The organism is Subsaximicrobium wynnwilliamsii (assembly GCF_007997225.1).
Classification (GTDB): Bacteria; Bacteroidota; Bacteroidia; order Flavobacteriales; family Flavobacteriaceae; genus Psychroserpens; species Psychroserpens wynnwilliamsii.
Genome location: NZ_VORM01000019.1, coordinates 47,655 through 74,013, shown reverse-complemented (window position 1 = coordinate 74,013; position 26,359 = coordinate 47,655). Strand labels below are relative to the sequence as shown.

Annotated in this window: 28 protein-coding genes; 27 read left to right on the top strand and 1 reads right to left on the bottom strand. The window is 37.7% G+C overall.

Features of this window, described 5'->3' with window-relative positions; all coding sequences use genetic code 11:
* Positions 1–5: 5 nt before the first annotated feature.
* From ESY88_RS15060 to ESY88_RS14950, 23 genes are all read left to right on the top strand, one after another.
* Positions 6–1,061 carry a hypothetical protein gene (locus tag ESY88_RS15060; RefSeq protein ID WP_147086072.1) on the top strand — a complete coding sequence of 352 codons (1,056 nt, stop codon included), beginning with the start codon at positions 6–8 and terminating at the stop codon, positions 1,059–1,061.
* Positions 1,058–2,104, top strand: coding sequence for a dTDP-glucose 4,6-dehydratase (rfbB, locus tag ESY88_RS15055; protein ID WP_147086071.1), 1,047 nt, complete (start codon positions 1,058–1,060; stop codon positions 2,102–2,104). The genes ESY88_RS15060 and rfbB overlap by 4 nt, the downstream gene beginning before the upstream one ends.
* Positions 2,105–2,110: 6 nt before the next feature.
* Positions 2,111–2,980 carry a glucose-1-phosphate thymidylyltransferase RfbA gene (gene rfbA / locus ESY88_RS15050; protein WP_147086070.1) on the top strand — a complete coding sequence of 290 codons (870 nt, stop codon included), beginning with the start codon at positions 2,111–2,113 and terminating at the stop codon, positions 2,978–2,980.
* Positions 2,977–3,528, top strand: coding sequence for a dTDP-4-dehydrorhamnose 3,5-epimerase (gene rfbC, locus ESY88_RS15045; protein WP_147086069.1), 552 nt, complete (start codon positions 2,977–2,979; stop codon positions 3,526–3,528). The genes rfbA and rfbC overlap by 4 nt, the downstream gene beginning before the upstream one ends.
* Positions 3,518–4,369, top strand: coding sequence for a dTDP-4-dehydrorhamnose reductase (gene rfbD, locus ESY88_RS15040; RefSeq protein ID WP_147086068.1), 852 nt, complete (start codon positions 3,518–3,520; stop codon positions 4,367–4,369). Before rfbC ends, rfbD begins: the two co-directional genes overlap by 11 nt.
* Positions 4,370–4,487: 118 nt before the next feature.
* Positions 4,488–5,606, top strand: coding sequence for a GDP-mannose 4,6-dehydratase (gene gmd / locus ESY88_RS15035; protein WP_147086067.1), 1,119 nt, complete (start codon positions 4,488–4,490; stop codon positions 5,604–5,606).
* A 6-nt stretch (positions 5,607–5,612) separates the two neighbouring features.
* Positions 5,613–6,659: a GDP-L-fucose synthase family protein gene (locus ESY88_RS15030; protein WP_147086066.1), complete on the top strand. Its 1,047-nt coding sequence runs from the start codon at positions 5,613–5,615 to the stop codon at positions 6,657–6,659.
* A complete protein-coding gene (cysQ, locus tag ESY88_RS15025) occupies positions 6,637–7,449 on the top strand; it encodes a 3'(2'),5'-bisphosphate nucleotidase CysQ (protein ID WP_147086065.1) in 813 nt (270 codons plus the stop codon). Before ESY88_RS15030 ends, cysQ begins: the two co-directional genes overlap by 23 nt.
* Entirely contained in the window at positions 7,446–7,874 is a 429-nt protein-coding gene (locus ESY88_RS15020) for a DUF2061 domain-containing protein (RefSeq protein WP_147086064.1), read from the top strand. Before cysQ ends, ESY88_RS15020 begins: the two co-directional genes overlap by 4 nt.
* A gap of 3 nt (positions 7,875–7,877) precedes the next feature.
* Positions 7,878–8,480, top strand: coding sequence for an adenylyl-sulfate kinase (gene cysC / locus ESY88_RS15015; RefSeq protein WP_147086063.1), 603 nt, complete (start codon positions 7,878–7,880; stop codon positions 8,478–8,480).
* Entirely contained in the window at positions 8,473–9,378 is a 906-nt protein-coding gene (gene cysD, locus ESY88_RS15010) for a sulfate adenylyltransferase subunit CysD (RefSeq protein ID WP_147086062.1), read from the top strand. The genes cysC and cysD overlap by 8 nt, the downstream gene beginning before the upstream one ends.
* A gap of 46 nt (positions 9,379–9,424) precedes the next feature.
* Positions 9,425–9,817 (top strand): GxxExxY protein, encoded by a 393-nt coding sequence (locus ESY88_RS15005; protein WP_147086061.1) that lies wholly within the window; start codon positions 9,425–9,427, stop codon positions 9,815–9,817.
* 56 nt (positions 9,818–9,873) lie between these two features.
* Positions 9,874–11,124: a sulfate adenylyltransferase subunit 1 gene (locus ESY88_RS15000; RefSeq protein WP_189702615.1), complete on the top strand. Its 1,251-nt coding sequence runs from the start codon at positions 9,874–9,876 to the stop codon at positions 11,122–11,124.
* Between the two features lie 120 nt (positions 11,125–11,244).
* Entirely contained in the window at positions 11,245–12,264 is a 1,020-nt protein-coding gene (gene pseB / locus ESY88_RS14995; RefSeq protein ID WP_147086059.1) for a UDP-N-acetylglucosamine 4,6-dehydratase (inverting), read from the top strand.
* On the top strand, positions 12,264–13,409 hold the full coding sequence (gene pseC / locus ESY88_RS14990) for a UDP-4-amino-4,6-dideoxy-N-acetyl-beta-L-altrosamine transaminase (RefSeq protein WP_147086058.1): 1,146 nt from the start codon (positions 12,264–12,266) through the stop codon (positions 13,407–13,409). Before pseB ends, pseC begins: the two co-directional genes overlap by 1 nt.
* On the top strand, positions 13,402–14,091 hold the full coding sequence (gene pseF, locus ESY88_RS14985) for a pseudaminic acid cytidylyltransferase (protein ID WP_147086057.1): 690 nt from the start codon (positions 13,402–13,404) through the stop codon (positions 14,089–14,091). The genes pseC and pseF overlap by 8 nt, the downstream gene beginning before the upstream one ends.
* Positions 14,084–15,103 carry a UDP-2,4-diacetamido-2,4,6-trideoxy-beta-L-altropyranose hydrolase gene (pseG, locus tag ESY88_RS14980; protein WP_147086056.1) on the top strand — a complete coding sequence of 340 codons (1,020 nt, stop codon included), beginning with the start codon at positions 14,084–14,086 and terminating at the stop codon, positions 15,101–15,103. Before pseF ends, pseG begins: the two co-directional genes overlap by 8 nt.
* Complete coding sequence (locus tag ESY88_RS14975; protein WP_147086055.1) at positions 15,091–15,972, top strand: methionyl-tRNA formyltransferase; 882 nt, start codon at positions 15,091–15,093, stop codon at positions 15,970–15,972. Before pseG ends, ESY88_RS14975 begins: the two co-directional genes overlap by 13 nt.
* On the top strand, positions 15,956–17,002 hold the full coding sequence (pseI, locus tag ESY88_RS14970; RefSeq protein WP_147086054.1) for a pseudaminic acid synthase: 1,047 nt from the start codon (positions 15,956–15,958) through the stop codon (positions 17,000–17,002). Before ESY88_RS14975 ends, pseI begins: the two co-directional genes overlap by 17 nt.
* 1 nt (position 17,003) lies before the next feature.
* Complete coding sequence (locus ESY88_RS14965; protein ID WP_147086053.1) at positions 17,004–18,314, top strand: hypothetical protein; 1,311 nt, start codon at positions 17,004–17,006, stop codon at positions 18,312–18,314.
* Positions 18,315–19,064 carry an acyltransferase gene (locus ESY88_RS14960; protein ID WP_147086052.1) on the top strand — a complete coding sequence of 250 codons (750 nt, stop codon included), beginning with the start codon at positions 18,315–18,317 and terminating at the stop codon, positions 19,062–19,064.
* Positions 19,061–20,245 (top strand): hypothetical protein, encoded by a 1,185-nt coding sequence (locus ESY88_RS14955; RefSeq protein WP_147086051.1) that lies wholly within the window; start codon positions 19,061–19,063, stop codon positions 20,243–20,245. Before ESY88_RS14960 ends, ESY88_RS14955 begins: the two co-directional genes overlap by 4 nt.
* Positions 20,238–21,272 carry a hypothetical protein gene (locus ESY88_RS14950; RefSeq protein WP_147086050.1) on the top strand — a complete coding sequence of 345 codons (1,035 nt, stop codon included), beginning with the start codon at positions 20,238–20,240 and terminating at the stop codon, positions 21,270–21,272. The genes ESY88_RS14955 and ESY88_RS14950 overlap by 8 nt, the downstream gene beginning before the upstream one ends.
* Before the next feature lie 27 nt (positions 21,273–21,299).
* Here ESY88_RS14950 and ESY88_RS21110 read toward each other — a convergent pair whose 3' ends face one another.
* Entirely contained in the window at positions 21,300–21,455 is a 156-nt protein-coding gene (locus ESY88_RS21110; protein WP_189702614.1) for a hypothetical protein, read from the bottom strand.
* A gap of 37 nt (positions 21,456–21,492) precedes the next feature.
* Here ESY88_RS21110 and ESY88_RS14945 point away from each other — a divergent pair, with 37 nt between their 5' ends.
* The 4 genes from ESY88_RS14945 to ESY88_RS14930 all read left to right on the top strand — a co-directional run bounded on the left by ESY88_RS14945 (position 21,493) and on the right by ESY88_RS14930 (position 26,337).
* Complete coding sequence (locus tag ESY88_RS14945) at positions 21,493–22,533, top strand: O-antigen ligase family protein (protein WP_147086049.1); 1,041 nt, start codon at positions 21,493–21,495, stop codon at positions 22,531–22,533.
* Between the two features lie 173 nt (positions 22,534–22,706).
* Positions 22,707–23,975 carry a lipopolysaccharide biosynthesis protein gene (locus ESY88_RS14940; RefSeq protein ID WP_147086048.1) on the top strand — a complete coding sequence of 423 codons (1,269 nt, stop codon included), beginning with the start codon at positions 22,707–22,709 and terminating at the stop codon, positions 23,973–23,975.
* 3 nt (positions 23,976–23,978) lie between these two features.
* Positions 23,979–25,247, top strand: coding sequence for a hypothetical protein (locus tag ESY88_RS14935; RefSeq protein WP_147086047.1), 1,269 nt, complete (start codon positions 23,979–23,981; stop codon positions 25,245–25,247).
* A complete protein-coding gene (locus ESY88_RS14930) occupies positions 25,225–26,337 on the top strand; it encodes a glycosyltransferase (protein ID WP_147086046.1) in 1,113 nt (370 codons plus the stop codon). Before ESY88_RS14935 ends, ESY88_RS14930 begins: the two co-directional genes overlap by 23 nt.
* Positions 26,338–26,359 lie beyond the last annotated feature (22 nt).

Here is a 26,359-nt window from a genome sequence, read left to right as displayed (position 1 = left end):
AAAATATGAACGAAAACACACCAGAGCAAAAATCGGAAGAGGTCGATATCAGTCAGATTTTCAATTTGATAGGTAAAGCATTTAAAGCCCTATTTGATTTTATCGTAAGTATTTTTGAGTTTATTCTCAAAACTATTTTGCTTTTAGCACTTTTTATCAGGAACAACATTGTAAAACTGGGTCTTGCTATAGTTGTTGGCTTTGTAATTGGGTTTATATCAGACCGCTTTGAGAAGGATTATTACACCTCTACAATGATTGTGGAGCCAAATTTTCAAGCCAATAGCCAGCTCATTACAACTATTGAGCTTTATGGGCAGCTGGTAGAAAGTAACGACTCCATAAACCTGGCTAAAATGCTCAAAATTTCTGAAACGGATGCGGCGAAAATCTCATCTATTTCCATTGAGGCTAAAACCAATGAGAATACGAAGATTAAGGGCTATAATCAATTCGTAAAGCAAACAGATACGTTGGTGTTAAAGGATGTTTCATTTGAAGCTTACAAGGAAAGCTTGGAAGAGCCAGATTTTGATCAATATGCGATTACTGTAAACTCAACCGCCTATGATATCTACGGAAAAATTAAAGATAATATCATTAATATTCCTACCACGGCCTATGTTGAAGCCTTAAAAAAAGCCGAAATCGAAAACCTTGACCAAATGGAACGGGAAATCAACCAATCCTTGTCTGATATTGACAGTTTAAGGGCAGCTTACAAAACGGCCATGTTGAACAATTCTAAAAACAATAACGAATCTGGTTCAAGCAACAATTTTTATCTTGGTCCCGATGGACAAAGAAAAAACACGGAGCTTGAACTTTTTGAGATTGAGACCAAATACCAATACAGGTTGCGAGATGTGTTTGAAAGCAAGGCTCAAATGGAAAGCACCATCAACGTAGTCTCTGGTTTTACTAATATTGGCATCAAGGCAAAAAACAAAAACTTGAAATGGTATATCCTCATTTCACTAGGTGTTATGGTATTATTTATTATTTTGGCCAATTTCAACAGGTATTTGAGTGATTTTGAAAGAAAGAACAAAGCGGCATGAAAAAAATATTGATTACAGGAGGTGCAGGTTTTATAGGCTCTCACGTTGTTAAATTGTTTGTTGAAACCTATCCAGATAGCCACATCTACAATTTAGATGCACTCACTTATGCTGGGAATCTTGAAAACCTGAGTAGCATAGAGCATCAACCAAATTATACGTTTATAAAAGGAGACATCAACGATGAGGCTTTTATAAATGAGTTGTTCACAAAATACGAGTTTGAGAGCGTCATCCATTTGGCTGCCGAGTCACACGTAGATCGTTCCATTATAGATCCTTTGGCGTTTGTGAGAACCAATGTTATTGGCACCATGAACTTGCTCAACGCGTTTAAAACAATTTGGAAAGAGGATTTCAAGAATAAACTGTTCTATCACATCAGTACCGATGAGGTTTATGGCAGTTTGGGTAAAACGGGCTTGTTTAAGGAAACCACTTCTTACGATCCAAATTCGCCTTATTCCGCTTCCAAAGCGAGCTCAGATCATTTTGTAAGAGCTTACGGCGAAACCTACGGAATGCCTTATGTGATTACCAACTGCTCCAATAATTATGGTCCCAATCAATTTCCAGAAAAATTGATTCCGTTATTCATAAATAACATCATCAACAACAAGCCTCTCCCGGTTTATGGCGATGGCAATTACACCCGGGATTGGTTGTTTGTTATTGATCATGCTAGAGCCATCGATCTGGTATTCCGTGAGGGAAAAAATCACGAAACCTATAATATTGGCGGTTTCAACGAGTGGAAAAATATCGATCTGGTCAAGATATTATGTGAGCAAATGGATGAGAAGTTGGGACGTGAAAAAGGAAGCTCAGAACAATTGATCACCTACGTCAAAGACCGGCCAGGACACGATTTGAGATACGCGATTGATGCTTCAAAAATTGAAAGCGAGTTGGGCTGGAGACCATCAGTGACTTTCGAGGAAGGATTGAGCAAGACCATTGATTGGTATTTATCCAATGAAAATTGGTTGCGCAACGTGACGAGTGGCGACTATCAAAACTATTATCAAAAACAGTACAATTAAAACAATATGAAAGGAATTATACTTGCAGGAGGATCTGGCACACGTTTACATCCATTGACCTTGACCATAAGCAAACAATTGATGCCTGTTTATGATAAACCCATGATCTACTATCCTTTATCCACCTTAATGCAAGCTGGTATCAAGGATATTTTGATCATCTCCACCCCAAAAGACCTGCCTTTGTTTAAGGATTTATTGGGCGATGGAAAAAAATATGGATGTACTTTTGAATACGAAATACAAGATGCGCCAAACGGTTTAGCTGAAGCGTTCATTATCGGCGAAAAATTTATTGGTACAGATAAGGTTGCGCTCATTTTAGGTGATAATATTTTTTATGGCTCGGGGCTTTCAAAACTGTTGCAAGCCAATAGCAATCCAGACGGTGGCATTATCTACGCCTATCACGTGCACGATCCAGAACGTTATGGCGTGGCAGAATTCAATGCCGAAGGTAAAGTGATATCCTTGGAAGAGAAACCTGAAAACCCTAAGTCCAATTACGCAGTCCCTGGTATTTATTTCTATGACAATACTGTTGTAGAAATTGCCAAAAACATCAAACCCAGTCATCGAGGCGAATTGGAAATTACCGATGTCAATAAAGCCTATCTGGATCAAGGCAGGCTTAGCGTGAGCATCTTGGATAGAGGAACTGCTTGGCTGGATACCGGCACGTTTCAGTCGCTCATGCAAGCTTCACAGTTTGTTGAGGTCATTGAAGAGCGTCAAGGCTTAATGATTGGCTCTATCGAAGCAGCCGCTTATGAGATGGGCTTTATCTCTGAAGCTGAATTTAAGGCCTTGGCAGAACCACTGATAAAAAGTGGCTACGGAAAAAATTTGTTAGGCATGCTAAAACGAAATTCATGATTGCTAAAGAAACCCATTTAAAAGACTGTTTTGTGATTGAACCCACCGTATTTGAGGATGCGCGTGGTTATTTTTTTGAAAGCTTCAATAAGGCAAAATTCTTGGAACTTACGGGATTGGAAGTTGATTTTGTTCAAGATAACCAATCCAAGTCCTCAAAAGGCGTTTTAAGAGGGCTGCATTTGCAAACTGGCGATTTTGCCCAAGCCAAGTTGGTTCGGGTCATCGAAGGGGCTGTTTTGGATGTTTGTGTGGATCTGCGTAAGGATTCCGATACTTATGGGCAGCACCTTTCCGTGGTACTTACAGCTGCTAATAAAAAACAATTTTTCGTGCCCAAAGGTTTTGCCCATGGGTTTGTGGTCTTGGAAGATGATACGATTTTTAGCTATAAGTGTGATGAGTATTACAACAAGAATTCCGAAGCAGGCATTGCCTATAACGATTCTACCTTAAACATAGACTGGCAATTGCCAATGGAAACCTTGATTCTTTCAGAAAAAGACCAGGCATTGCCAAGTTTTAAAACCTATAGTGATGGCAACTAAAATACTGGTCACAGGAGCTACGGGACAATTGGGGCAAACGTTTCAGGAGAAAAGTAAGGCTACACCAGATCATTTGGAATTTGTGTTTGTTTCCAGAGCCGATTTGGACATCACAAATTCCGAAGCCATAAACGCGTTTTTTTCAACACATGATTTCGACTATTGCATCAATTGTGCAGCCTACACCAACGTAGAATTGGCGGAAAGCGAACCCGATCAAGCCTATAAAATCAATGCGGAAGCGGTTAAGTCTTTAGCGGAAGTCTGCGAAATCCATAACACAATTCTTGTCCATATCTCAACAGATTATGTCTTCGACGGAAGCAAAACAAGCCCTTACAACGAAACCGACCAAACCAACCCTTTAAATGCCTATGGCGCCTCCAAATTAAAGGGTGAGCAGTACATTGCCGAATTGCTTTCAAACTATTTCATCATTAGAACCTCTTGGCTGTATTCGCCCTACGGAAAGAATTTTGCAAAAACCATAGCTTCCAAATTGCAGAACAACGAGCCCCTCAAAATTGTCACTTCAGAAACCGGCACTCCTACCAGTTGTGCTGATTTGGCGGAATTTATCCTTTTCCTAATCACTAATAAAACTGAAGATTTTGGACTGTATCATTTTTCAGCTTCAGGCGAAACAACCTGGTATGGTTTTGCACAACAAATTGCTAAAAAACTGAATAAAACAGAATTGGTAAGCCCTGTGGATAGCTTCCCGGTCAAGGCCAAACGACCAAGATACAGCGTGATGGATAATCAAAAAGCCAACAACCTAATGCAAAAAAGCTTCGATTGGCGAAACAGTGTTGATGCCGTTATAGACCAACTGTATTAAACTAAACAGTGTTCTGCCAGTGAATTAATCTTGTTAAAAACAACAAAAAGAATACCTTTGTGCTGCTATGTGCACATAGTTGAATTTTGAAGTCCTTTTTAACAGATACACAGAACCAATGCAAAAAAAAATCGCTCTTATCACGGGAGTTACCGGCCAGGATGGCGCTTATCTAAGTGAATTCCTCTTAAAAAAAGATTATATCGTACATGGGATTAAGAGACGCTCATCGCTCTTCAATACCGATAGAATTGATCACCTTTACCAAGATCCTCATGTAGAAAACCAGAATTTCTTTCTGCATTATGGTGATCTTACCGATAGCACCAACCTAATAAGAGTCATTCAGGAAGTGCAGCCAGACGAAATCTACAACTTAGCTGCCATGAGTCACGTAGCCGTGTCTTTTGAAATGCCCGAATATACCGCCAATGCCGACGGGATTGGAACGTTGCGCTTGCTGGAAGCCATTCGTATTCTTGGGATGGAAAAGAAAACCAAAATCTATCAAGCCTCAACTTCTGAGCTTTACGGAAAAGTGCAGGAAGTGCCACAAACAGAAACCACCCCTTTTTATCCAAGAAGCCCCTATGCGGTGGCAAAGATGTATGCCTATTGGATTACCGTCAACTATCGCGAAGCTTACGGGATGTATGCTTGTAACGGCATTCTTTTCAATCACGAATCGCCCATAAGAGGTGAAACCTTTGTGACCAGAAAAATCACTAGAGCGACCTCTAAAATTGTTTTAGGGCTTCAAGATAAGATCTTTTTAGGAAATTTAGATGCGCAGCGCGATTGGGGACACGCTAAGGATTACATTCGCATGATGTGGATGATTCTTCAAGCCGATGAACCTGAAGATTGGGTAATTGCCACAGGGGTAACCACCACGGTTAGGGATTTTGTGAAAATGTGCTTTGGTCACGTGGGTATTGAATTGGAGTTTAAGGGCGAAGGTGCAGCCGAAAAAGGCTATATAAAAACCTGTAATAATGCCGAATACAATTTAGAAATTGGCAAGGAAATCGTTGCCGTAGATGAGAAGTATTTTAGACCAACCGAAGTGGAGTTATTGATTGGTGACGCCACAAAAGCCAGGGAGAAATTAGGCTGGATACCAGAATATGACTTGGCGGCGCTGGTTACCGATATGATGAGCAGTGATCTCGATTTGATGCATAAACAGCAGTACCTAAAAGATGGCGGTTACCGCATTAAAAACTACTTTGAGTAAATCGCTATGGAAAAAAAGTCTAAAATATACATTGCAGGGCATCGTGGTCTTGTAGGTTCTGCCATATTTGAGAATCTTCAGCAAAAAGGGTATAGCAATATAGTTACTAGAACCCATGCACAGCTAGATTTAAGCAATCAAATGGCGGTGCAGGAATTTTTTGAACTCGAAATCCCTGAATACGTATTTTTAGCGGCTGCAAAAGTTGGAGGCATCATCGCCAACAATGTTTATCGTGCCGATTTTATCTATGAAAACATGATGATCCAGAACAACGTGATTCATCAAAGCCATCTTCACAATGTGAAAAAACTCTTGTTTTTGGGCAGTACTTGTATTTATCCAAAAAATGCGCCTCAGCCCATGAAGGAGTCTTATTTGTTGACCGATACCTTAGAATACACCAACGAGCCTTACGCTATTGCAAAGATCGCAGGCATTAAGATGTGCGAGAGCTATAATTTGCAGTATGGCACCAATTTTATCTCGGTAATGCCTACCAACCTTTATGGACCCAACGATAATTTTGATTTGGAGAAGTCCCATGTGCTTCCAGCTTTGATACGTAAGTTACATTTGGCGAAACTACTCAGCGAAAACAACGAGGATGCGATATTAAAAGATACCGGTTTTAAGACCTTAGCGGAAGCAAAAAACTATTTGTCGGAATTTGGTGTGTCTTCAGAAAGTGTTGAGATCTGGGGAAGTGGAGCGCCAAAACGAGAATTTTTGTGGTCTAAGGATATGGCAGATGCCTGCGTCTTTATTATGGAAAACAGGGATTTTAAGGACACCTATTCCGAAGCAGATAAAGAAACACGCAATACCCACATCAATATTGGTACAGGCGAGGATATTTCCATAAAGGACTTGGCGGAAATGATAAAGACCATCGTCGGCTTTGAAGGTAAATTGGTATATAACACCAATAAACCAGATGGGACACTCAGGAAATTGACCGATGTATCCAAACTGAACGCTCTCGGCTGGAAACACAAAATGAATCTCAAAAACGGAATATCCGAAGTATATGACTGGTATAAAAATCAATAATAATTTAAAGACCGCTATTGAGGCTTCTTTAAAAGCAGGCGAAGTCATCATGCAAGTGTATGACACTGCTTTTGATGTAGAACTCAAAGCGGATAAGTCGCCTCTAACGGAAGCTGATAAGCAGGCAAACGACATTATCAATACCTTTTTATTGCCAACTAAAATTCCCATCATCAGCGAGGAAAACAAGCAAACCGATTTTTCCATTAGAAAGAGCTGGAACCAGTGCTGGGTCGTTGATCCTGTTGATGGCACCAAAGAGTTTATAAAACGTAATGGCGAGTTTACAGTCAATATCGCCTTGGTAAAGGATGGCAAACCAGAATTGGGCGTCATTTATGTGCCTGCAACAAAAATCCTATATTTTGCAGATGTAACACGCCATGAAGCTTATAAGGCGATTTTAGAAACCCATGACAGCGCGATAGATGAAATTTTAGCATCCTGTACCTTGCTAAAACCAAAAGGGGAGCATTCAGCAACCGTTGAGGTCGTTGGCAGCAGGTCGCACATGAGCCAGGAAACCGTGGATTATATTGATGAATTAAAAGAAAAAGGAAAAGCGGTTGAAATCGTTTCCAAAGGAAGCTCCTTGAAATTCTGTTTGGTTGCAGAGGGCAGCGCAGATGTTTACCCGCGCTTTGCCCCAACCATGGAGTGGGATACCGCAGCAGGACAGGCCATTTGCAATGCGGTAGGCCTTGCCGTTATCTCCAAAGACACCAATCAATCCTTGTTATACAACAAAGAAAATTTACTGAATCCTTGGTTTTTAGTTGCCAAACCATGAATGACCAATCGCATAAAAGACATATTGCAAAAGCGGTCACCTGGCGCTTAGTAGGCACCATAGATACCATCATTCTGTCTTGGATCATCTCCGGAAACCCGCTTACGGGATTAAAGATTGGCATGGCCGAGGTGCTTACAAAAATGGTTTTGTACTATTTTCATGAACGCGTTTGGTTTAAGATCAACCTATCCAAAGATGGTGAGGTTTTAGAAAGCAGAAAACGCCATTTCGCTAAAACCGTAACCTGGAGAGTGATAGGCACCATAGACACAATGACTTTGGCTTGGATTATTACCGGTAACCCATTAACTGGGCTTAAAATTGGGGCTGCTGAAGTGGTTACCAAAATGATATTGTATTATGTTCACGAACGGGCTTGGTATAAAGTCAATTATGGACTCCCATCAAGAACAAAAGACTGATTTATGGAAAAGAACATCAAAGACCACGACTATCAAATCACTAAGCTTGATCGCAACATTGGCAATAAACACAAATCGTTTTTGGTTTGGTTTACAGGTCTTTCGGGATCAGGGAAATCCACTATCGCCAATTTGATAGAGCAGCAACTGCACAATAAAGGTATCAAGACCTACACGCTTGATGGTGATAACATTAGAAAAGGCATCAATAGTGACCTTTCTTTTGCGCCAAAAGACCGTACCGAAAATATTAGGCGCATCGCCGAAGTAGCAAACCTTATGGTAGATGCCGGGGTAGTGGTGTTGGCAGCTTTTGTGTCACCTTACAGAAAAGATCGCGAGAATATTAAAACTACAGTCAAAGATGTTAACTTTGTCGAAGTTTTTGTCAATACCAGCGTAGAAGAATGTGAGCGACGCGACGTAAAAGGACTTTATAAAAAAGCAAGAGCTGGCGAAATCGAAAATATGACCGGGATTTCTGCGCCTTACGAAGCACCAGAGCGTCCTGATATTGAAATTGAGACCGAAAAAGAAACTTTAGAAGATTCCATAACAAGAATCATGGCTATTATAACACCAAAATTACACCTCGACAATGAGTAAATATTTCTTAAATTATCTGGACGAATTAGAAAGCGAGGCCATTTTTGTATTACGCGAAGTTTGGGCGCAATTCGAAAACCCTGTAATCTTATTTTCCGGCGGAAAGGATTCCATCTTGATCACACATTTAGCTAAAAAAGCGTTTTATCCTGCGAAGATTCCGTTTCCCTTGATGCATGTGGATACCGGTCATAACTTCCCTGAAACCATTAAATTTAGAGATGATATTATATCAGAGCTAGGCATTCAGCTTATTGTAGGTTCTGTTCAGGAGGCTATTAACGGCGGAAGGGTTTCCGAAGAAAAAGGAAAAAACGCAACACGTAATGCTTTACAGATCACCACGCTTTTAGATGCGATAGAATCCAATAAAGTAGACTGTGCCATTGGTGGCGGAAGACGCGATGAAGAAAAAGCACGTGCCAAGGAGCGTTTCTTTTCACACCGTGACGATTTTGGACAGTGGGACCCGAAAAATCAAAGACCAGAATTGTGGAATATTTTTAATGGGAAGCATTTTGAAGGTGAGCATTTTAGGGCATTCCCAATAAGTAACTGGACCGAAATGGACGTTTGGAATTACATCAAGCGCGAGAACATCGCCATCCCGTCCTTGTACTTTGCCCACGAGCGTGAAGTGGTGTGGAGACAGGACAGCTGGATCCCAAATTCAGAATTTTTAGTCTTGGAGAGCCATGAGGAAGTCGTGACCAAGAAAATTAGATTTAGAACGCTCGGTGATATAACCATAACAGGCGGTATTGAATCAGATGCCGATACTCTGGAGAAGATTGCAGATGAGGTCTCAGGCATGCGCCAAACCGAACGCGGTAACAGAACGGACGACAAGCGATCTGAATCTGCGATGGAAGACAGGAAACGTCAAGGCTACTTTTAGGATGCGAATTAAACCAACTTAAATTGAATTATTTGATTCGCCATAAATGGAAAAATCTAATATTTTATACAAGGAAGAAAGTTATAAAATTATTGGGGCGTGCATGAAGGTACATCGAGAATTAGGATCGGGTTTTTTGGAAGCTGTTTATGAGGAAGCGCTTAACAAGGAGTTTATCAAGCAGGATATTCCTTTTAAAAGTCAGGTTAAATTGCGGGTGTTTTATGATGGAGAGCAGTTAGATAAATATTACAAGGCCGATTTTATCTGTTATGATAAAATTATTTTAGAAATAAAATCTGTTAGGCAGGTTCCTATTGCGTTTTATGCGCAAACTAAAAATTACTTGGCCGCAACTAAAAAAGAATTGGGAATGTTGGTTAATTTTGGTCAGCCATCCCTGTTTTATAAAAGAATAGTAAACTCAGAAAAACCGTGATAAACATAGTTAATGGATTCGCATTAATTGGTTTAATTCGCGTTAATTAGTAAATTATGGATAACAACCAACTATTAAGATTTACAACCGCAGGAAGTGTGGATGACGGCAAGAGCACCTTAATTGGTCGCTTGCTCTACGATTCCAAATCCATTTTTGAGGACCAGCTGCAGGCTATAGAAACCACCAGTAAAAAGAAGGGCCATGACGGAGTTGATTTGGCCTTGTTTACCGATGGTTTGAGAGATGAACGAGAGCAAGGCATCACCATTGATGTTGCCTATCGGTATTTTACAACCCCAAAGCGTAAATTCATCATTGCAGATACACCAGGCCATATCCAATACACGCGTAATATGGTTACCGGAGCTTCAACCGCAAATGCTGCCATCATTTTGGTAGATGCCAGACATGGTGTGATAGAACAGACCAAACGCCATTCGTTTATCGCATCCTTGTTGCAGATCCCACATCTCATTGTGTGCGTCAACAAAATGGATCTTGTAGATCATAAAGAAGACGCTTACAATAAGGTTATTGAGCAATTTGAAGACTTTTCGTCCAAACTGTTGGTTAGGGATGTTCGATTTATTCCCATAAGCGCCTTAAATGGCGACAATGTAGTTAATCGCTCCAAGAATATGGAATGGTACCAAGGCGCACCTTTGCTGCATACTTTAGAGACCATGCACATTAGTAGCGATATCAACAAAGTAGATGCCCGATTCCCGGTTCAAATCGTTATTAGACCTCAAAATGAAGCCCATCGCGATTATAGAGGTTATGCAGGTCGCGTGGCCAGTGGAGTGTTTAGAACAGGTGATGAGGTTACGGTCATGCCTTCAGGGTTTACCTCAAAAATCAAGAGCATCGATACCATGGACAAAGTGCTGGACGAAGCGCATGCTCCAATGTCTGTCTCAATCACTTTGGAAGACGATATAGACGTGAGTAGAGGCGATATGATTGTGCGCTCCAACAACAAGCCAGAGCCGCTTCAAGATATTGAAGTCATGTTATGTTGGTTAAACAACGAGCCTTCAAAACCAAGAGCGAAGTACAGCATCCATCATACCAGTAATGTGCAAACAGCAATGATCAAGGAGGTTATCTATAAGATTAATATTGAAACTTTAGACCGTGTCAACGACGATAAGACCTTGACGATGAACGATATTTCTAAGGTAAAGATTAGAACCACCAAACCCTTGATAGTCGATTCTTACAGGGAAAATAGAACAACGGGCAGCGTGATTTTAGTCGATGATGCTACCAATGAAACCGTTGCCGCTGGGATGATTGTGTAATCACAGGTTGGTGACATCCAAAGATTGAGATTACTGTTCTCGCCATGAACTATCTGAGTTAATGAGCCTGAAATACTAGATTTATCTTACTTTTGCAAGAACAAATCAAAAAAATATAAAATGCTGAATTTAAAAGGGAAATCCCTACTTATAACAGGTGGAACTGGGTCCTTAGGAAAGGCACTTACAGAGCACATCCTAAATAAGTACCCTGATATTAGACGTTTGGTCATCTACTCAAGAGATGAGCAAAAACAGTTTCAAATGGCGCAAGAGTATCCGTCTGAAACCTATCCTCAAATACGTTATTTTATTGGTGATGTAAGAGATAAAGATCGATTGGAGCGTGCCTTTCAAGGTGTAGATTTCGTGATTCATGCAGCCGCTATGAAACACGTGCATATTGCTGAATACAATCCCGATGAGTGCATAAAGACCAACATTGGAGGTGCAGAGAATGTGGTCGCAGCCTGTTTTAAAACCAAGGTGGAACGCGTAGTCGCACTTTCTACCGATAAGGCCTGTGCACCTATAAATTTATATGGCGCCACCAAACTCACATCAGATAAACTCTTTGTTGCGGCAAATAACATAAAAGGCGAAAATCCCATTCGATTCTCGGTGGTGCGCTATGGCAATGTTATGGGGTCGAATGGCTCAGTGATTCCATTCTTTATCAATAAGAAGAAAGAATCCAATACCTTGCCCATTACAGATCCCAACATGACGCGTTTCAACATTTCGCTTCAAGGTGGTGTTGATATGGTTATGCATGCATTGGAGCATGCTTGGGGAGGCGAATTGTTTGTGCCAAAAATCCCATCCTATAGAATTACCGATGTCGCAGAAGCCATTGGGCCCAACTGCGAAAAGCCAGTTGTTGGTATTCGGCCGGGAGAAAAGGTGCATGAGGAAATGATCACGGCTTCCGATTCGTTTTATACTTATGATCTGGGAAAATATTATACGATTCTGCCAGCAACCCATAAGTGGAGCATAGAAGAGTTCATTGCGACCTTCAACGCGAAAAAGGTACCAATGGGTTTTAGCTATAATTCTGGCGATAATGAGAACTTGGAAACTGTTGAAGGTCTACGAGAACTCATCAAAAAACATGTAGATCCAAATTTTGAGGTGTAATGAAAGCAATACCCTACGGAAGGCAACATATTGAACAGGACGATATCGATGCAGTAGTTGCGGCGTTAAAATCTGATTTTTTGACTCAAGGCCCAAAAGTGCAGGAGTTTGAAGACGCCTTTGCAAATTATATAGGCGCAAACTATGCAGTGGCAGTGAATAATGCCACATCCGGTTTGCATTTAGCGGTTTTGGCTTTAGATTTGAAACCCGGAGACCGGGTCATTACGACACCAATTACCTTCGCGGCTTCTGCCAATTGCATTAGGTATGCAGGCGCTGAGGTCTGGTTTGCCGATATTGATCCAGATACTTATCTATTATCTCTTGAAAAAACCCGTGAACTTATTGAAAGTTATCCGAAGGGTTTTTTCAAAGGCATCATCCCGGTGGATTTTGCAGGACTTCCTTTAAATATGGAAGCTTTTAGAGATCTGGCGGAAGCACATGGGCTCTGGATCATTGAAGATGCCTGTCATGCACCAGGCGCTTATTTCACAGATTCTAAAGACCAAAAGCAACGGTGCGGAAATGGCGTTTATGCCGATATGGGAATCTTTTCCTTTCATCCTGTTAAACATATCGCTTGTGGTGAAGGTGGCATGCTGACCACAAATTCTGAAGCACTTTATAAAAAATTGGCATCCCTAAGAACCCATGGCATTACCAAAGAGAACATGGCCGAAAATCATGGGGGCTGGTTTTACGAGATGCAGGAGCTGGGCTATAATTACAGGCTGACCGATATCCAATCGGCATTGGGCATTTCACAATTGGCGAAAAATGATGCTGGCGTTAAAAGAAGAATCGACATTGCTGAAGCGTACAAAAATGCCTTCCGAGGAAAGATAAAATACCAAAGTCTGCCAAACGGTAGTTACAATGCGCACCATCTATTTATAATCGAGGTGGACGATCGCAAAGGACTCTACGACTTTTTGAAGGCGCAACAAATTTTTGCCCAAATTCATTATATACCGGTGCACACACTTCCGTATTATAAAAAAATTGGCTATGAAAGTGCTGATTTAAGCAATTCAGAAACCTATTACTCTAAATGTATCAGCTTACCAATGTACCCAAGTTTAACCGATGATGAGCAACGGTTTGTAATTGAAAAAGTCTTAACTTTCGTCAATGGCTAATTTAGCAATCATACCGGCAAGAGGAGGAAGTAAGCGAATACCAAGGAAAAACATCAAGGCTTTTTTAGGAAAGCCCATTATCGCATATTCAATAGAGGCAGCATTAAATAGTGATTTATTTGATGAAGTCATGGTTTCTACTGACGATGAGGCTATCGCCAATATAGCTACTCATTTTGGTGCTTCCGTTCCTTTTTTACGAAGTGATCACAATGCGAATGATCATGCGGTCTTGGCTGATGTAATTGTGGAGGTAATTGCCGAGTATCTTAAAATTGGCAAAACATTCAACACTATTTGCTGCATTTTGCCCACAGCGCCTTTACTAACAGCTCAAGCCCTGCTAGAGGCGCATGAGAAATTAATGAAATTTGATTTTGACAGTGTATTTCCAGTTTTGGAATTTTCGTTCCCTATCCAACGTGCTCTTAAAATTGAGCACAATAAAATCTCTATGGTCTGGGAGGAGCATTTGAATACCAGATCCCAAGATTTGGAGTCGCGATATCATGATGCTGGGCAGTTTTACTGGCTGAAATCAGATGCCTTTAAATCAAACAAAAAACTATTTACCCAAAACTCTGGAGCGATTATCATTTCTGAATTAGAGGCACAAGACATTGACACCGAAACCGATTGGAGACTGGCCGAAATTAAGTTCAAACTCCAACAGAATGACTAAAAAAATCATTTTTAGAGCCGACGGAAATGGAGAAACTGGTTTGGGGCATCTTTATAGATTGTTTAGTTTGGTGGAAACCGTGAGAGATCATTACGAGTTTGTCTTTCTTACAAAAGCGAGCTCTACACATTCCGTAATACCTGAAAGTTATAATTTAGGAGTTATACCTGAAAATAGTAGTCTTTCAGAAGAAGCCAATTGGTTATCAGAAAATTTTTCAGCAGAAAATCATATAATCATTGCAGATGGCTATCAGTTCAATGCGGCCTATCAAAAAGCCATTAAGAGTAAAGGCTATAAACTAGTATATATAGACGATTTGGCTTCAGAGCACATGTATGCCGATGTTGTGGTAAATCACTCGCCAAACATTGCTCAAAGCAACTATAAATGCGAAACTTACACAAACTTTGCGCTAGGCACCAAGTATGCCCTGCTAAGACCAATCTTTTTGAAACTTGCCAAGCAAAGCCGAAGTATTGAAAAAATTGATACTGCTTTCGTTTGTTTTGGTGGTGCAGATCTGTTTGACCTAACCGGTAAAGCTACGAAAGCATTATTAGGCATGTCTCTATTTACAATAGTGCACGTTGTTTTGGGTGCTGCTTATCAACATGAAAATATATTGATGTTGAAGGAAAGCCATCCCGATAGGCTCAAAATACACAAAAACCTTTCGGCAGAAGCACTAGCCAAAGTGATGCAAAGCTGTAATTTTGCAATTGCTCCCTCGAGCACTATTTTATATGAGTTATCCTGTATTAAAATGCTTATTTTGAGTGGTTATTATGTGGATAACCAAGAATTGATCTATAAAGGTTTTTTATGTAAGAAGGCGATTTTTAAAGGGGGAAATATGACAAACTACCAAGAATCAGATTTTTCTGAACTGATGCATTCAATTCTTAATTCAGGCCAATTTGAAGAACAGATAAGAGCACAACAGAACATGTTTGACGATCAAATTGCATCTCGACATTTAAAATTAATTGGACCATTATGTTGCGAATAGGAGTGCTTTGTAGTGGCAATTTGGGGTTAGATACATTATCTAAAATCGTCAAAGAACAGTCTGTTTCCTTTGTATTGACCGACAATAACTCTAGCGATATCATTGAATTTTGTGAGACCCATAACATTCCTTATTATGCTGGTAACCCGAGAAACGGAAAAGCCTCCGATTTTATTAAAACATTCAGTGTTGATGTTATTGCCTCTATCAATTATTTATTCTTGATCGAAGCAGATATTATTCAACATGCCAACTTGCTCACATTTAACATCCATGGATCGCTATTACCAAAGTATAGAGGGCGAACGCCACATGTTTGGGCCATCATCAATGGAGAGACTAAAGCTGGCATAACTGCGCATGTAATAGATGCAGGCTGCGATACTGGGAAGATCATTCATCAAATTGAAGTCCCTATTGAAATAGAAGATACAGGAGCAAATATGCTTTTAAAATATGCAGAACTTTATTATCCTTTGGTGGAAAGAGTTTTAGAAGATTTATCGTCAAATCAGTTAAAACTGATAACACAAGATGAAGATGAGGCCAGTTTTTATGGAAAACGAACGCCAGCCGATGGGGAGATTGATTGGAATTGGCCCAAAGAGACTATTCGGAATTGGGTAAGAGCCCAAGCCTATCCTTATCCAGGCGCATTTACATTTTATGGCCGAGACAAGATTATTATTGATAAAATATCCTTTTCCGAAGAAATAATTGATAATTCCCAACCTAATGGAACGCTTGTTAAAGTGAAACCTAAGACCCTTGTAAAGACTAAAAATGGAGCAGTACAATTAGAGACGATAAGGCCAGAAAATTGTACTTTTGCCGAAGGAAAATTATTTAGCAATGAAAATAGGTACTAAGAGCATTGGAGAGAATCATCCATGTTTTATAATTGCAGAATTATCTGCCAACCACAATGGCGACCTTAATGTGGCCATTGAGACCATAAGAGCTGCTAAAAAAGCTGGAGCAGATGCGATTAAACTTCAAACCTACACGCCAGATACCTTAACCATTGATTGTGACAATGCGCATTTTAAAATCGATGGTGGCACACTTTGGGATGGAAAAACCCTTTACGAGCTTTATGGCGAAGCTTATACACCATGGGAATGGCATCAGCGTTTATTTGAAGTAGCAAAAGAGGAAGGCCTTATTTGCTTTTCCTCTCCTTTTGATGCTACAGCAGTCGATTTTTTAGAAACTTTAAATGTACCCGCATATAAAATTGCATCTTTTGAGATTCAAGATATTCCATTGATAGAATATGCTGCTTCAAAAGGGAAACCTATCATTATATCCACAGGGATTGCACAAGAGGAAGATATAAAATTAGCTGTGGAAACCTGCAGGAATGCTGGCAACAAGGAAATAATTTTATTAAAGTGCACCTCATCTTATCCTGCACCGTTGGAATTGGCCAATTTAAATACCATTCCAGACCTTAAGGAACGTTTTGGCGTAACTGCAGGCTTTAGTGATCACACCTATGGCTCTTTAGCACCAACTGTTGCCACCGCTTTGGGCGCAAAAGTGATAGAAAAGCATTTTATATTAGACAAATCCGTTGGAGGTCCAGATGCTGATTTTTCATTAGATGTCGAAGAATTTACAGAGATGGTAAACAAGGTTAGGGACACTGAAAGACTTTTGGGCCAAGTATCTTACGAGGTTTCAGAGAAAGTGGAAAAAAACAGAAAGTTTGCAAGGTCTCTTTTTGTGGTAAAAGACGCAAAAGCAGGAGAGTCAATAACTAAAGAGAATGTGCGGTCTATTAGACCTGGTTATGGGATGCATCCAAAGCATTTTGAAGCGGTCATTGGAAAGGTTTTTTGTATTGATGTTGAGAAAGGAGCGCCGCTAAGCCACAAAATGATAGAAAAGAGCTAATATGAAATTACTTTTTATAGAAAACAGATATAAAACGTTTCTACTTGATGCAGTGGCAAAAGAGTTGTCGCAAACGCATGATATCTATTGGCTGGTTCAAAATCATTCATTCAAACCGAGTTATGGAGACAGCTATATTCTTCCATACCCTTCTGCTAAGCAACTGAAAAGGGTTCATATTAATTATGATATTGATTATGATCAAATCATCCAATCGGACCGTCAAATAAATTTCTTCGAAAAAACAGATACGAGCTATCTTTACTACTATGCGAATCAAATAGGAGAACAGCTTTTAAAATTAAAACCAGACTTTGTTTTTGGTGAGGCCACTGCCTTTCACGAGCTTTTGACAATAGAATTGTGCAAAAAATTTGACATTCAGTATCTAAATCCTACAACATGTAGATATCCAACCGGACGTTTTTCATTTTATAATTACGCATCCTTAGATCCATACAAAGGCAGCGATGAATCTCTAGAAAGAGCAACTGCTTTAGAGCTTATTAAGTCTATTACAACACGGACTATAAAGCCAGATTACATGAAAAATGCTGCGATTAGTAAGGAGGGAAGCTTCAAGGATAAGCTTAAAATCATGAAATCCTATTATGTAGGAGAACGGTTTAATACGCCATCTCCAATCGTAAAATTGAAGTTGGAACGCTTCCGTAATGACAGTATCAAAAGATGGTACACTTTTGCTAAACCATCCATTGATGCTTCAAAAACTGCTATTCTGTTTCCAATGCACATGCAACCAGAATCTAACATCGATGTTTGGGGTAGAGACTATAGAGATCAATTTGATACGGTAAAGCAAATTCATTCAAACTTATTGAACGGTCAAATTTTGTATGTAAAACCAAATCCAAAATCCAAATACGAGCTTTCCACTGAGTTAATGGATTTTATAGAAGCTCATGAAAATGTAACCGCATTAAGACATGATGTATCTATGGTCGAAATTTTTGAGGATATTGATCTGGTAACAACGATTACCGGTACCATAGCCATTGAATGTATTTTAGCAAATAAGCCGGTTGTGACCTTTGTGCGTACTATTAACAACAAGGCAGCGAATTGTTTGTATATTGAAAGCTTTGATGATTTAAAAGCTGTTTTTAAACTTATAGAGACTAAGAGTTTTCCAAGTATATGTGAAGATGAAAAAATAGAATTTTTAAACATGCTTAATAGGCTTAGTTTTGCCGGTGTGATTTCAGATCCTTATCATAACCCGAATTGTGTTTCTCAAGAAAATATTAATAGTATTAAAAATGCTTTCGAGTCTGTAATTAGTATTGCTTAGATGAAAAAAATCCTAACAGGCATTATAACTTTTTTTTGCCCAAGCTTCTTAATGCGTTTTTTATTAAGATGTATGGGTCATAAGATTGGTAAAAACGTTAAAGTAGGATTCAGTTTTTTAGTAATCAAAAAAATTGAATTGGGCGATCACGTGCGCATTGGTCATTTTAATTTGTTTCTAAATGACCGTATAACGTTGCAATCCAATGTGATTATAGGGTATTTAAACATCTTTAAAGGCCCCTTTGGTTTGATACTAAGTGAAAAAGCTGCCATTGGGAATAAAAACTATTTAACCAGAGCCAGGCTAGGGATTACTTATGGAGAGAGTAATTTGAGCTTAGGCGAGCTTACAAAAGTAACCACAGGTCATCATTTAGATTTGACGAGGTCTATACGTTTTGGCGATTTTTCGATTTTAGCGGGCATTAGATCACAACTATGGACGCATGGTTATTATCATGCAGACCAGGGTAAAGATCGTGTGAGAATTGATGGGCAAATTAATATTGGCCACAATGTTTACATAGGCTCTGGATGTATTTTTAATCCTGGAGTTAACGTGGCGAATGCCGTGCACATTGGTGGCGGTTCAGTAATATCAAAAGATTTAGATCAACCTGGGATGTATGTTGGTCAAGGGTTGAGGTATTTAGAAAACAATTTAGAAACTATAAAACTTAAATTAGATAGAATAGAAGATAGCGATTTGATAGAGGAGGTTTATTCCAAAAAAGCAAATCCCAAATGATTAAAAAAAGGATATCAGTAGAGGCTTTTTCTGATGGTTTTGGAAAAATAGCGATTTTGTTGATTCTCTTAGGTTTCTATTTATCGTTTCTAGTCGAAGGATATACAGGAAACACGAGTTTTAGAAACATTATGATGCTTTGCAGTTTTGTGTTTTTTTTTATCAAAATAGCGCTCTATCCTCGACTTAAAATAAGAAGTGATTTTTTTGCTTACATTCTTTGCGGTCTCATTGTTGCTGGAATATCCTGTTGGTTTTGGTATTCGCTTGCAGAAATTAATGTTTACTTTACTTTAGTAACATTATCATTGGTTATCATTTCAGGATTTGAGTTTTTTAAAAAAGGTCTCAAATGGCTCATCCTGATAATTTTGATTATTGCGCTTTATGAGTACATTACTAAGACTTATTTATTTATCGTTTACCGCAATACAGAATGGGGTTTATTGCCAATGGACCCAAAATTCTTTGGAGGTTATGCTAAAATTATTAGGGCCAAAGGCCTTTTTGAAGGGCCATTGGCACTGGCACAATTTGCGATTGGCTGTGCATTAATTTTTAGAAAGGATCTCAAAATCTTAATTCTAACTTTTCTACTTGCGATTTTGGCAAATGGTAGGTTAGGCATCATTATTTGCGCTTCAGTTTTAATATTTCACTTTATTGAAAAGTATAGTCTTCTTAAGTTTCTTTTTAGTGCAAAAGGATTAAAGTTTTTACTCTTAGGATTTGTATCCCTAATTTTAGCTTTCAACTATTTTGTTACCGAAAAGTCTATAAAACGTTTTAAAGATATCTTTGATACAACCGGAGATTCAGGAAATAGTGCACGATTAGATTATTGGGCTCAAGCTGTTGACGTTTATTGGAATTATGATATCATTCACAAGATTTTTGGCGATAGTGGATTATATAGACATATTACTGGAAATAGTGCGGAAAATGGCTGGTTAATGCTATTGTTAAATAATGGCCTGTTGGGTTTTTTATACTATTTTATTCCAATAGTTTTGATTTTTGTTATGAGTATAACGAAAAAAACAGGACATTACTTATTCGTTTTGCTCATTATTTTTGCGATGTTCATTCAAACCTTTCATCTCGGTGCATCGGCCAATTTATTATATTGGGTCATAATTTATACGTTTTACTTAGAATTAAATCAAACAAATAATGCTTAGGATCTTCTTTCTTCTAGTTTTCGTTTTTCAGAGTTCTTGTCAAACCGGAGATGGCAAAGTATCCGTAAAGAAAAATAATAAGATTGCTAAATGTGAAAAGGATATTGCACTAAACTTGGAATTTAAAGTTGGAGATTCACGACGGTATGGGATTTTCCCAGATTCTCTCAATAACCGCTTAAACCCAAAAACCAATAAGCCTTTATTAACGAGTTTATTGGATTGTGCAGAGAAAAATCAATTTGAAATTGAGTTTATTGAAGGTTTTTATGACTTAAATTTAATTCTGGATTCAAGAAAAAACTTAAGTTTCAAATTTAATAATTCAGAATTTAAGCTTGCCCATATCACTAATGAAAAGGGGGCAAGATCTGAACATATCAATTTTAAAGGTAAATTGATTCTTAGTGATAGTTTTGGCAGTTATTATAGCGACCATATTACTGTAGATAGCTTGATTATTAAAACAAGCACAAGGAAGAGCCTTGAAGGAAGAAAGAGTAGAGGTTGTCATATCTATAAAGGAACCAATAATTTGCACATCAATTATTTAAAGATTCAAAATTTAGCTTCAGGATCAGAGGTTTATGAAAATAATCATGCTGCTCTCGCTATTGACGGTTTAAGAGAAAACCCTACCTATATTACTATTGACGAAGCAATAATTGAGTCTTCAGATAGACATGGTGTTTATATTACAGGAAGTCAGAATAGCATCAAGAAACTGAAAATTAATTCCTACGGACAAGGCACCACAGTTTACATGTCTGGAATGCAAGATTCAGATCGTGGGGAAGAACGTGTTTTATCTGGTCTATGGATTAATAGATGTAACGATTGCCAGTTTGATGAGGTTGAAATTCACACTAAAAACTCTAAAGGGTTTCCTTTGAAACTCGATGAAGGAGATGCAAGTCGTCCAACATTTATCAAGCTATTAAAAATGGATGTTCCCTATAAAGATGAGCTTATTCTAGATGATATCTTAACTAACGTATTGGTCAAAAAAATAGAACTTGTTGATTAAACTTTTTTTTAAATATAGAGAGCACGTTTATAGCACATTGATACTTTTGCTTCTCATTAGCTTTTTGGTGTCTTTCGCGATAAGTTCAATTTGTGTGTTTTTATTCTTTCTATTCTTTTTTTTAGATAGACCCACCAACATAAAACGCAAGCTAAATTCGTTAAAATCTAATAAAATCGTCATCTTATATTTTCTTTTTTTTTTAATCCAATGTATAAGTTTGGCCTATTCCGAAAATTTGGTATTTGGACTAAAAAGAATAAATGTTTTTCTACCAGTTAGTTTCTTGCCAGCCGTAATCCTTTCTGAAAAATTAAATAATAAAATGATACAAAGCGTCCTCAATATTCTTAAATATTGGGTTATTGCAGTATTCTCTTATTATATCATTTTACATGTTTTTATAGATGAAAGAGTGTTAAGCACTTTTGTTCCTTACGTAATGAATGATAGATTGGGAATTAGCCAATTTTACATACTGTTTATTGTTTTGATTCCATTTCTTAAAAGTATTAATGATATTTTCCAAAGAAAACGATTGATTTTGAATATAGCATGTTGTTGTTTTTTTACGTTTTGCATCCTCTTATTGGCCAATAAAACTGCATTAGTGATATTGTTGGCATTTACTATATTCAAAACTTTTAACGCTTTAAAACAATACAATAAAATAACAGTGTCTCTCAGTGCAGTTGCAATTATTACAATTCTTGTTGGTGTAATCTACATGACGCCAAACTTGAAAAAGAGAATCGATGTCATGATCAAAACTGTTGACTTCGATATTGAAACCATTATTACTAAAAATAGCGTAACCTTTACCAAAAACACACTGGAGCATCGCTTATTAATTAATTATATTGCTATAAGCGAGATTAAAAAAAGCTTCCCTTTTGGTGTGGGTATTGGCGATACTCAAGATGTTTTATTTTCAAACTACAAGAAAATTAATTTCAAACAAGGCATTAGGAATAATTTCAACAATCATAATCAATACATAGACGAGTTTCTAAAATCGGGAATTTTTGGAGGGTTCTATTTTTTATTTCTCATGTTTAGCCTTATTAAACTAGGCTCTGTTAGGGATCAATTTTATTCTTTTATAACAATTTTCTTTGCCTTTTCTTGTCTTTTTGAATCCTATTTATTTAGGCAGCACGGGATTATTATTTTCAGTTTCATGATTCCTCTATTTTTAAAGTATGATGAGCAGCTGAGAGTATCAAAAGAACCGATAAGCAATGAGCTAGATATTAGTTAGCTTTTATTGAGTCGAAAATATGTTTCAAGCGGTTACAAAGAGAAAACTTTTAATTACGTAGATTCTAAAGATGTAGATGTATCTCTGTCAATAAGAATTTATAATTTGCGATTTTTAGATTAATTTGGAAAGAGAACTTATTGAATTCGAGTGTACATAAAGAATGTACTTATATGATACAAAAACTTACGCTATATACTAAAAAGTACGCCATCTTTGGCATGGTGTTTTCGTTAGCGAAAGCGACTGTGTATTTTGTACCGTTGTTGCTAGCGGATGTGTTGTCAAAATCTGATTTTGGAATCTTAGAATATGCCTTGGCAGGATTGGGAATGATTGTAAATACGCTCATCAATCTTGGTGTGCCAGGAGCCTATCCTTATTTTGTGTTAAAAGATAGTCAGGATCATTTAACCCCAACTTTTAGACTTCACGCGATTGTACTTATAATACCGTTAGTGATCAACCAAATTCTGTTTTTTGGTTTTGGACTGGATGCTTCGTTCTACCTAGCCTTCAACGTATCTTATATCATCGCTAACCAAGTATTTTACTCCACACAGTTAAAATCTCATGAGCGGTCTACGGTTGCTGTAATTATAGATTCTGGAATTTATTTTTTTTTACTCTTCTATTATATCGCTTATCAACTCAAAATAATAACTTCGAGTTTGGAGTTGATCAATAAGTTCATCTTGGCTTATGCGATTATCTATGTCTTTTTTGCGATACAGAGGTACTTAAAACATAAGACTGAAGTTTCCTTTCAGCATTATAAAACCATATTAAAATTTAGTATACACCTACTAATATCTACCTTCTTAATCTATTTAATTACAAGTTCCGGACGTATTTTGGTAGAACTCTTTTTTGATTTTGAATCGGTTGGGATCTATGCCTTCTATTTTAGGCTAGCAGCTATTGTGGTTATGATCCATCAGGTGATCAATATTGCGTTTTTTAAAAAAATCTATACGTTCGAACCAAAAATATTAGATAAATACTATTTCTTGTTTTTCATTTTCATTTTCTGTCTTTCTATAATTATCTATTTTATAGCGCCTTTTGTAGTTGGACATTTCTCTGGATATTTCAACGAAACCTTTAAAGAACATAAAGCCATTTACTTTATTCTATCTGCCCAAATGGTCATGTGGATAGCTTCAGCATTAAATTCAAATATCATAGACAGAGAAAATTTGGCCTCGAAAAACAATAGCAAGTTTCTCGTCTTAGTCGTCGTAGGCGCGGGTGTGTTATATACTATAAAATCATCAATTACGCTTTCTATGCTGACCTATGTTGTCTATTCAATTATCTTTCTAGCCTGCATGATTCAGTATTTTAGTTTAAGCCGAAAAAGTATCTATTTTCAAAAGTCAGCCTTATCTTTAGCTGTCATTTATATGCTGACTAGCATTTATTATTTTATCAATTTCTAATTAATGATATATTTAAAAAATCATGCACTTTTCTTTGGAAGCCTTGGGTTTGGGATTCTAATTTGGATTTTGAGCTATGTTTGTCTTCCATTTTATGTGAATGAACCTTTCCATGCCGAAACAATCTTTTTCGTTATCTCATCCTACGGAATGCTAATCCTAGGGTTTAGCGTACTTAAACCAAGACTAAACTCAAAGGAGCTGATGGTTGGCCATGTACACAAGATTCTAAACATTTTGATAGGGATTATAATTATAAGTTATTTATTTCGGTGGATTGATCTTTTTTACCTCAGAGACCTCTCTTTTACAAACGAGCCAAAATACAACAGAGCGCTTAACGAAATGAATTCTGCTAATAGCAATCTCTTACTTATTTTGCTATCTGTACTTAAGAGCTTGTATTTTTTTCCTTATGTGATTTCTATAAAGACGAAGCAACACCGGCAGCGAATTACAACTATTTTAGCTTATTTATGTTTGTTTTTGCCACTTTTAGAAGCGGTATTAAAGGGCACAAGAAAACCATTATTTGAAATATTTTTCATAATCCTTTTGACGACACTGGTTTACAACAGGAAAATAATCACCAAACTCAGAATTGCCATTACTGCTGTTATTGTTATACTATTAATGAGTATATCAATGCTAGTTGTTTTCCAAAGAGAAAATTTATCACACGCCTTTGATACTGTTTTTTATGAGAAATTATTAGAGAGCAGATATAATGAAATTTTGGAGCCAAAACCGTCAGTCATCAGTTTTTTTGAAGATAAGCAAACCTCTCAGGTCACAAAATTTTACGCAATGGCGGCCATGCAAATAGGACAATACATTGCACACGGTGTTTTTGAGTTTAATCATATCATTAAGTTTAAAGCACTTCCTATTACTTATGGAGGTTATAGTTTTTCACCTGTAACTAGGTTCTTTAATAAAATAGGCATTTTGAATAATACCAAAATTGAAAACCCCTCACCTAGAGAATACGTTTATTTATCTTCTTTTGGAGCCATGTACATAGATTTTAGATGGTTTACCTTAATGTTTATGTTCCTTTTAGGTTGCCTTCAAAAATTTGTAACCTTTAAATCAAGAGAGAACGTCTTTTACGCGCCCATTTTAATCTACTTTTCTATAATTAATGTATTTTTGCCCATACTAAATTACATTGGAGGCTCAGGTATTTATGCTATTTTAAGTGCAGCTGTGTTGCTCCTCATATTAAAGTTGTTAGGAAAGGCGTTAAATGAAAAAAGCATTAGTACATGATTGGTATTATATTAGTGGTGGTGCAGAAAAGGTAATCCATTCTTTCAATAGTGTGTACGACGATTTTGAGCACTATGCCTTGGTTGATTTTTTAGATGAAAAGGACAGGCAATTCATTTTAAACGGAGCTTCGGTTCATACCAGTTTTATACAAAATTTACCAACAGCAAAGTCCAATCACAGAAAATTTTTGCAGTTATTCCCATATGCCATAGAGCAATTTGATCTGCAAGACTATGATTTAGTGTTGTCTTCTTCAGCTTCCATTGCCAAAGGTGTTTTGACAACCCAAGACCAGCTGCATATCTGTTATTGCCATTCGCCTATGCGTTATGCCTGGGATCTATACCATCAGTATCTGGAAGATTCCAACCTTAAAAAAGGACTTAAAGGCTTTTACGCCAAGCAAGTATTGCATAAAATGAGACAGTGGGATATTTCTACTGTAAATCGCGTTGATTTTTTTGTCGCTAATTCAAAATATATCGCCAGGCGCATTAAAAAGATCTATAATAGAGAGAGTACAGTGATTTACCCTCCTGTTGATGTCAATAGATTCACACTACAGGAAACTAAAAAAGAGTATTACCTCACTGTATCGAGAATGGTACCCTACAAAAAGTTAAAACTTATTGTTGAGACCTTTAATGAAATGCCAAATAAAAAACTCATTGTTTTAGGTGATGGGCCAGATTATAAGCATATTAAAAAAATTGCTAAGTCCAATATTGAGTTAAAGGGATTTATGGAAGCGGACGATTTAAAAGTATATATGCAGGAAGCAAAAGCTTTTGTTTTCGCTGCGAAGGAAGACTTCGGAATTGTCCCAGTCGAGGCCCAAGCCTGCGGAACTCCCGTTATCGGCTATAATGCAGGTGGCTTAAGAGAAACCGTAAAGGATGGTGAAACAGGGGTGTTTTTCGATTCTCAAACAACGGAAGCCATAAAGGCGGCCGTAGAGAAGTTTGAGTCTTTAACCTTTGACGCCAACACTATAAGAGAAAATGCCTTACGCTTTTCTACGGAAAGATTTGAACGTGAGATGAAAGCGTTTATAGAAACCAAATACAAAGAATTTAAAGAACTATAATACATAGTAATCCATGAAAACA

Coding starts and splice junctions, on each gene's coding strand:
- ESY88_RS15060 (WP_147086072.1), top strand. CDS start 6: ATGAACGAAAACACACCAGAGCAAAAATCGGAAGAGGTCGATATCAGT.
- rfbB (WP_147086071.1), top strand. CDS start 1,058: ATGAAAAAAATATTGATTACAGGAGGTGCAGGTTTTATAGGCTCTCAC.
- rfbA (WP_147086070.1), top strand. CDS start 2,111: ATGAAAGGAATTATACTTGCAGGAGGATCTGGCACACGTTTACATCCA.
- rfbC (WP_147086069.1), top strand. CDS start 2,977: ATGATTGCTAAAGAAACCCATTTAAAAGACTGTTTTGTGATTGAACCC.
- rfbD (WP_147086068.1), top strand. CDS start 3,518: ATGGCAACTAAAATACTGGTCACAGGAGCTACGGGACAATTGGGGCAA.
- gmd (WP_147086067.1), top strand. CDS start 4,488: ATGCAAAAAAAAATCGCTCTTATCACGGGAGTTACCGGCCAGGATGGC.
- ESY88_RS15030 (WP_147086066.1), top strand. CDS start 5,613: ATGGAAAAAAAGTCTAAAATATACATTGCAGGGCATCGTGGTCTTGTA.
- cysQ (WP_147086065.1), top strand. CDS start 6,637: ATGACTGGTATAAAAATCAATAATAATTTAAAGACCGCTATTGAGGCT.
- ESY88_RS15020 (WP_147086064.1), top strand. CDS start 7,446: ATGAATGACCAATCGCATAAAAGACATATTGCAAAAGCGGTCACCTGG.
- cysC (WP_147086063.1), top strand. CDS start 7,878: ATGGAAAAGAACATCAAAGACCACGACTATCAAATCACTAAGCTTGAT.
- cysD (WP_147086062.1), top strand. CDS start 8,473: ATGAGTAAATATTTCTTAAATTATCTGGACGAATTAGAAAGCGAGGCC.
- ESY88_RS15005 (WP_147086061.1), top strand. CDS start 9,425: ATGGAAAAATCTAATATTTTATACAAGGAAGAAAGTTATAAAATTATT.
- ESY88_RS15000 (WP_189702615.1), top strand. CDS start 9,874: ATGGATAACAACCAACTATTAAGATTTACAACCGCAGGAAGTGTGGAT.
- pseB (WP_147086059.1), top strand. CDS start 11,245: ATGCTGAATTTAAAAGGGAAATCCCTACTTATAACAGGTGGAACTGGG.
- pseC (WP_147086058.1), top strand. CDS start 12,264: ATGAAAGCAATACCCTACGGAAGGCAACATATTGAACAGGACGATATC.
- pseF (WP_147086057.1), top strand. CDS start 13,402: ATGGCTAATTTAGCAATCATACCGGCAAGAGGAGGAAGTAAGCGAATA.
- pseG (WP_147086056.1), top strand. CDS start 14,084: ATGACTAAAAAAATCATTTTTAGAGCCGACGGAAATGGAGAAACTGGT.
- ESY88_RS14975 (WP_147086055.1), top strand. CDS start 15,091: ATGTTGCGAATAGGAGTGCTTTGTAGTGGCAATTTGGGGTTAGATACA.
- pseI (WP_147086054.1), top strand. CDS start 15,956: ATGAAAATAGGTACTAAGAGCATTGGAGAGAATCATCCATGTTTTATA.
- ESY88_RS14965 (WP_147086053.1), top strand. CDS start 17,004: ATGAAATTACTTTTTATAGAAAACAGATATAAAACGTTTCTACTTGAT.
- ESY88_RS14960 (WP_147086052.1), top strand. CDS start 18,315: ATGAAAAAAATCCTAACAGGCATTATAACTTTTTTTTGCCCAAGCTTC.
- ESY88_RS14955 (WP_147086051.1), top strand. CDS start 19,061: ATGATTAAAAAAAGGATATCAGTAGAGGCTTTTTCTGATGGTTTTGGA.
- ESY88_RS14950 (WP_147086050.1), top strand. CDS start 20,238: ATGCTTAGGATCTTCTTTCTTCTAGTTTTCGTTTTTCAGAGTTCTTGT.
- ESY88_RS21110 (WP_189702614.1), bottom strand. CDS start 21,455: ATGACGATTTTATTAGATTTTAACGAATTTAGCTTGCGTTTTATGTTG.
- ESY88_RS14940 (WP_147086048.1), top strand. CDS start 22,707: ATGATACAAAAACTTACGCTATATACTAAAAAGTACGCCATCTTTGGC.
- ESY88_RS14935 (WP_147086047.1), top strand. CDS start 23,979: ATGATATATTTAAAAAATCATGCACTTTTCTTTGGAAGCCTTGGGTTT.
- ESY88_RS14930 (WP_147086046.1), top strand. CDS start 25,225: ATGAAAAAAGCATTAGTACATGATTGGTATTATATTAGTGGTGGTGCA.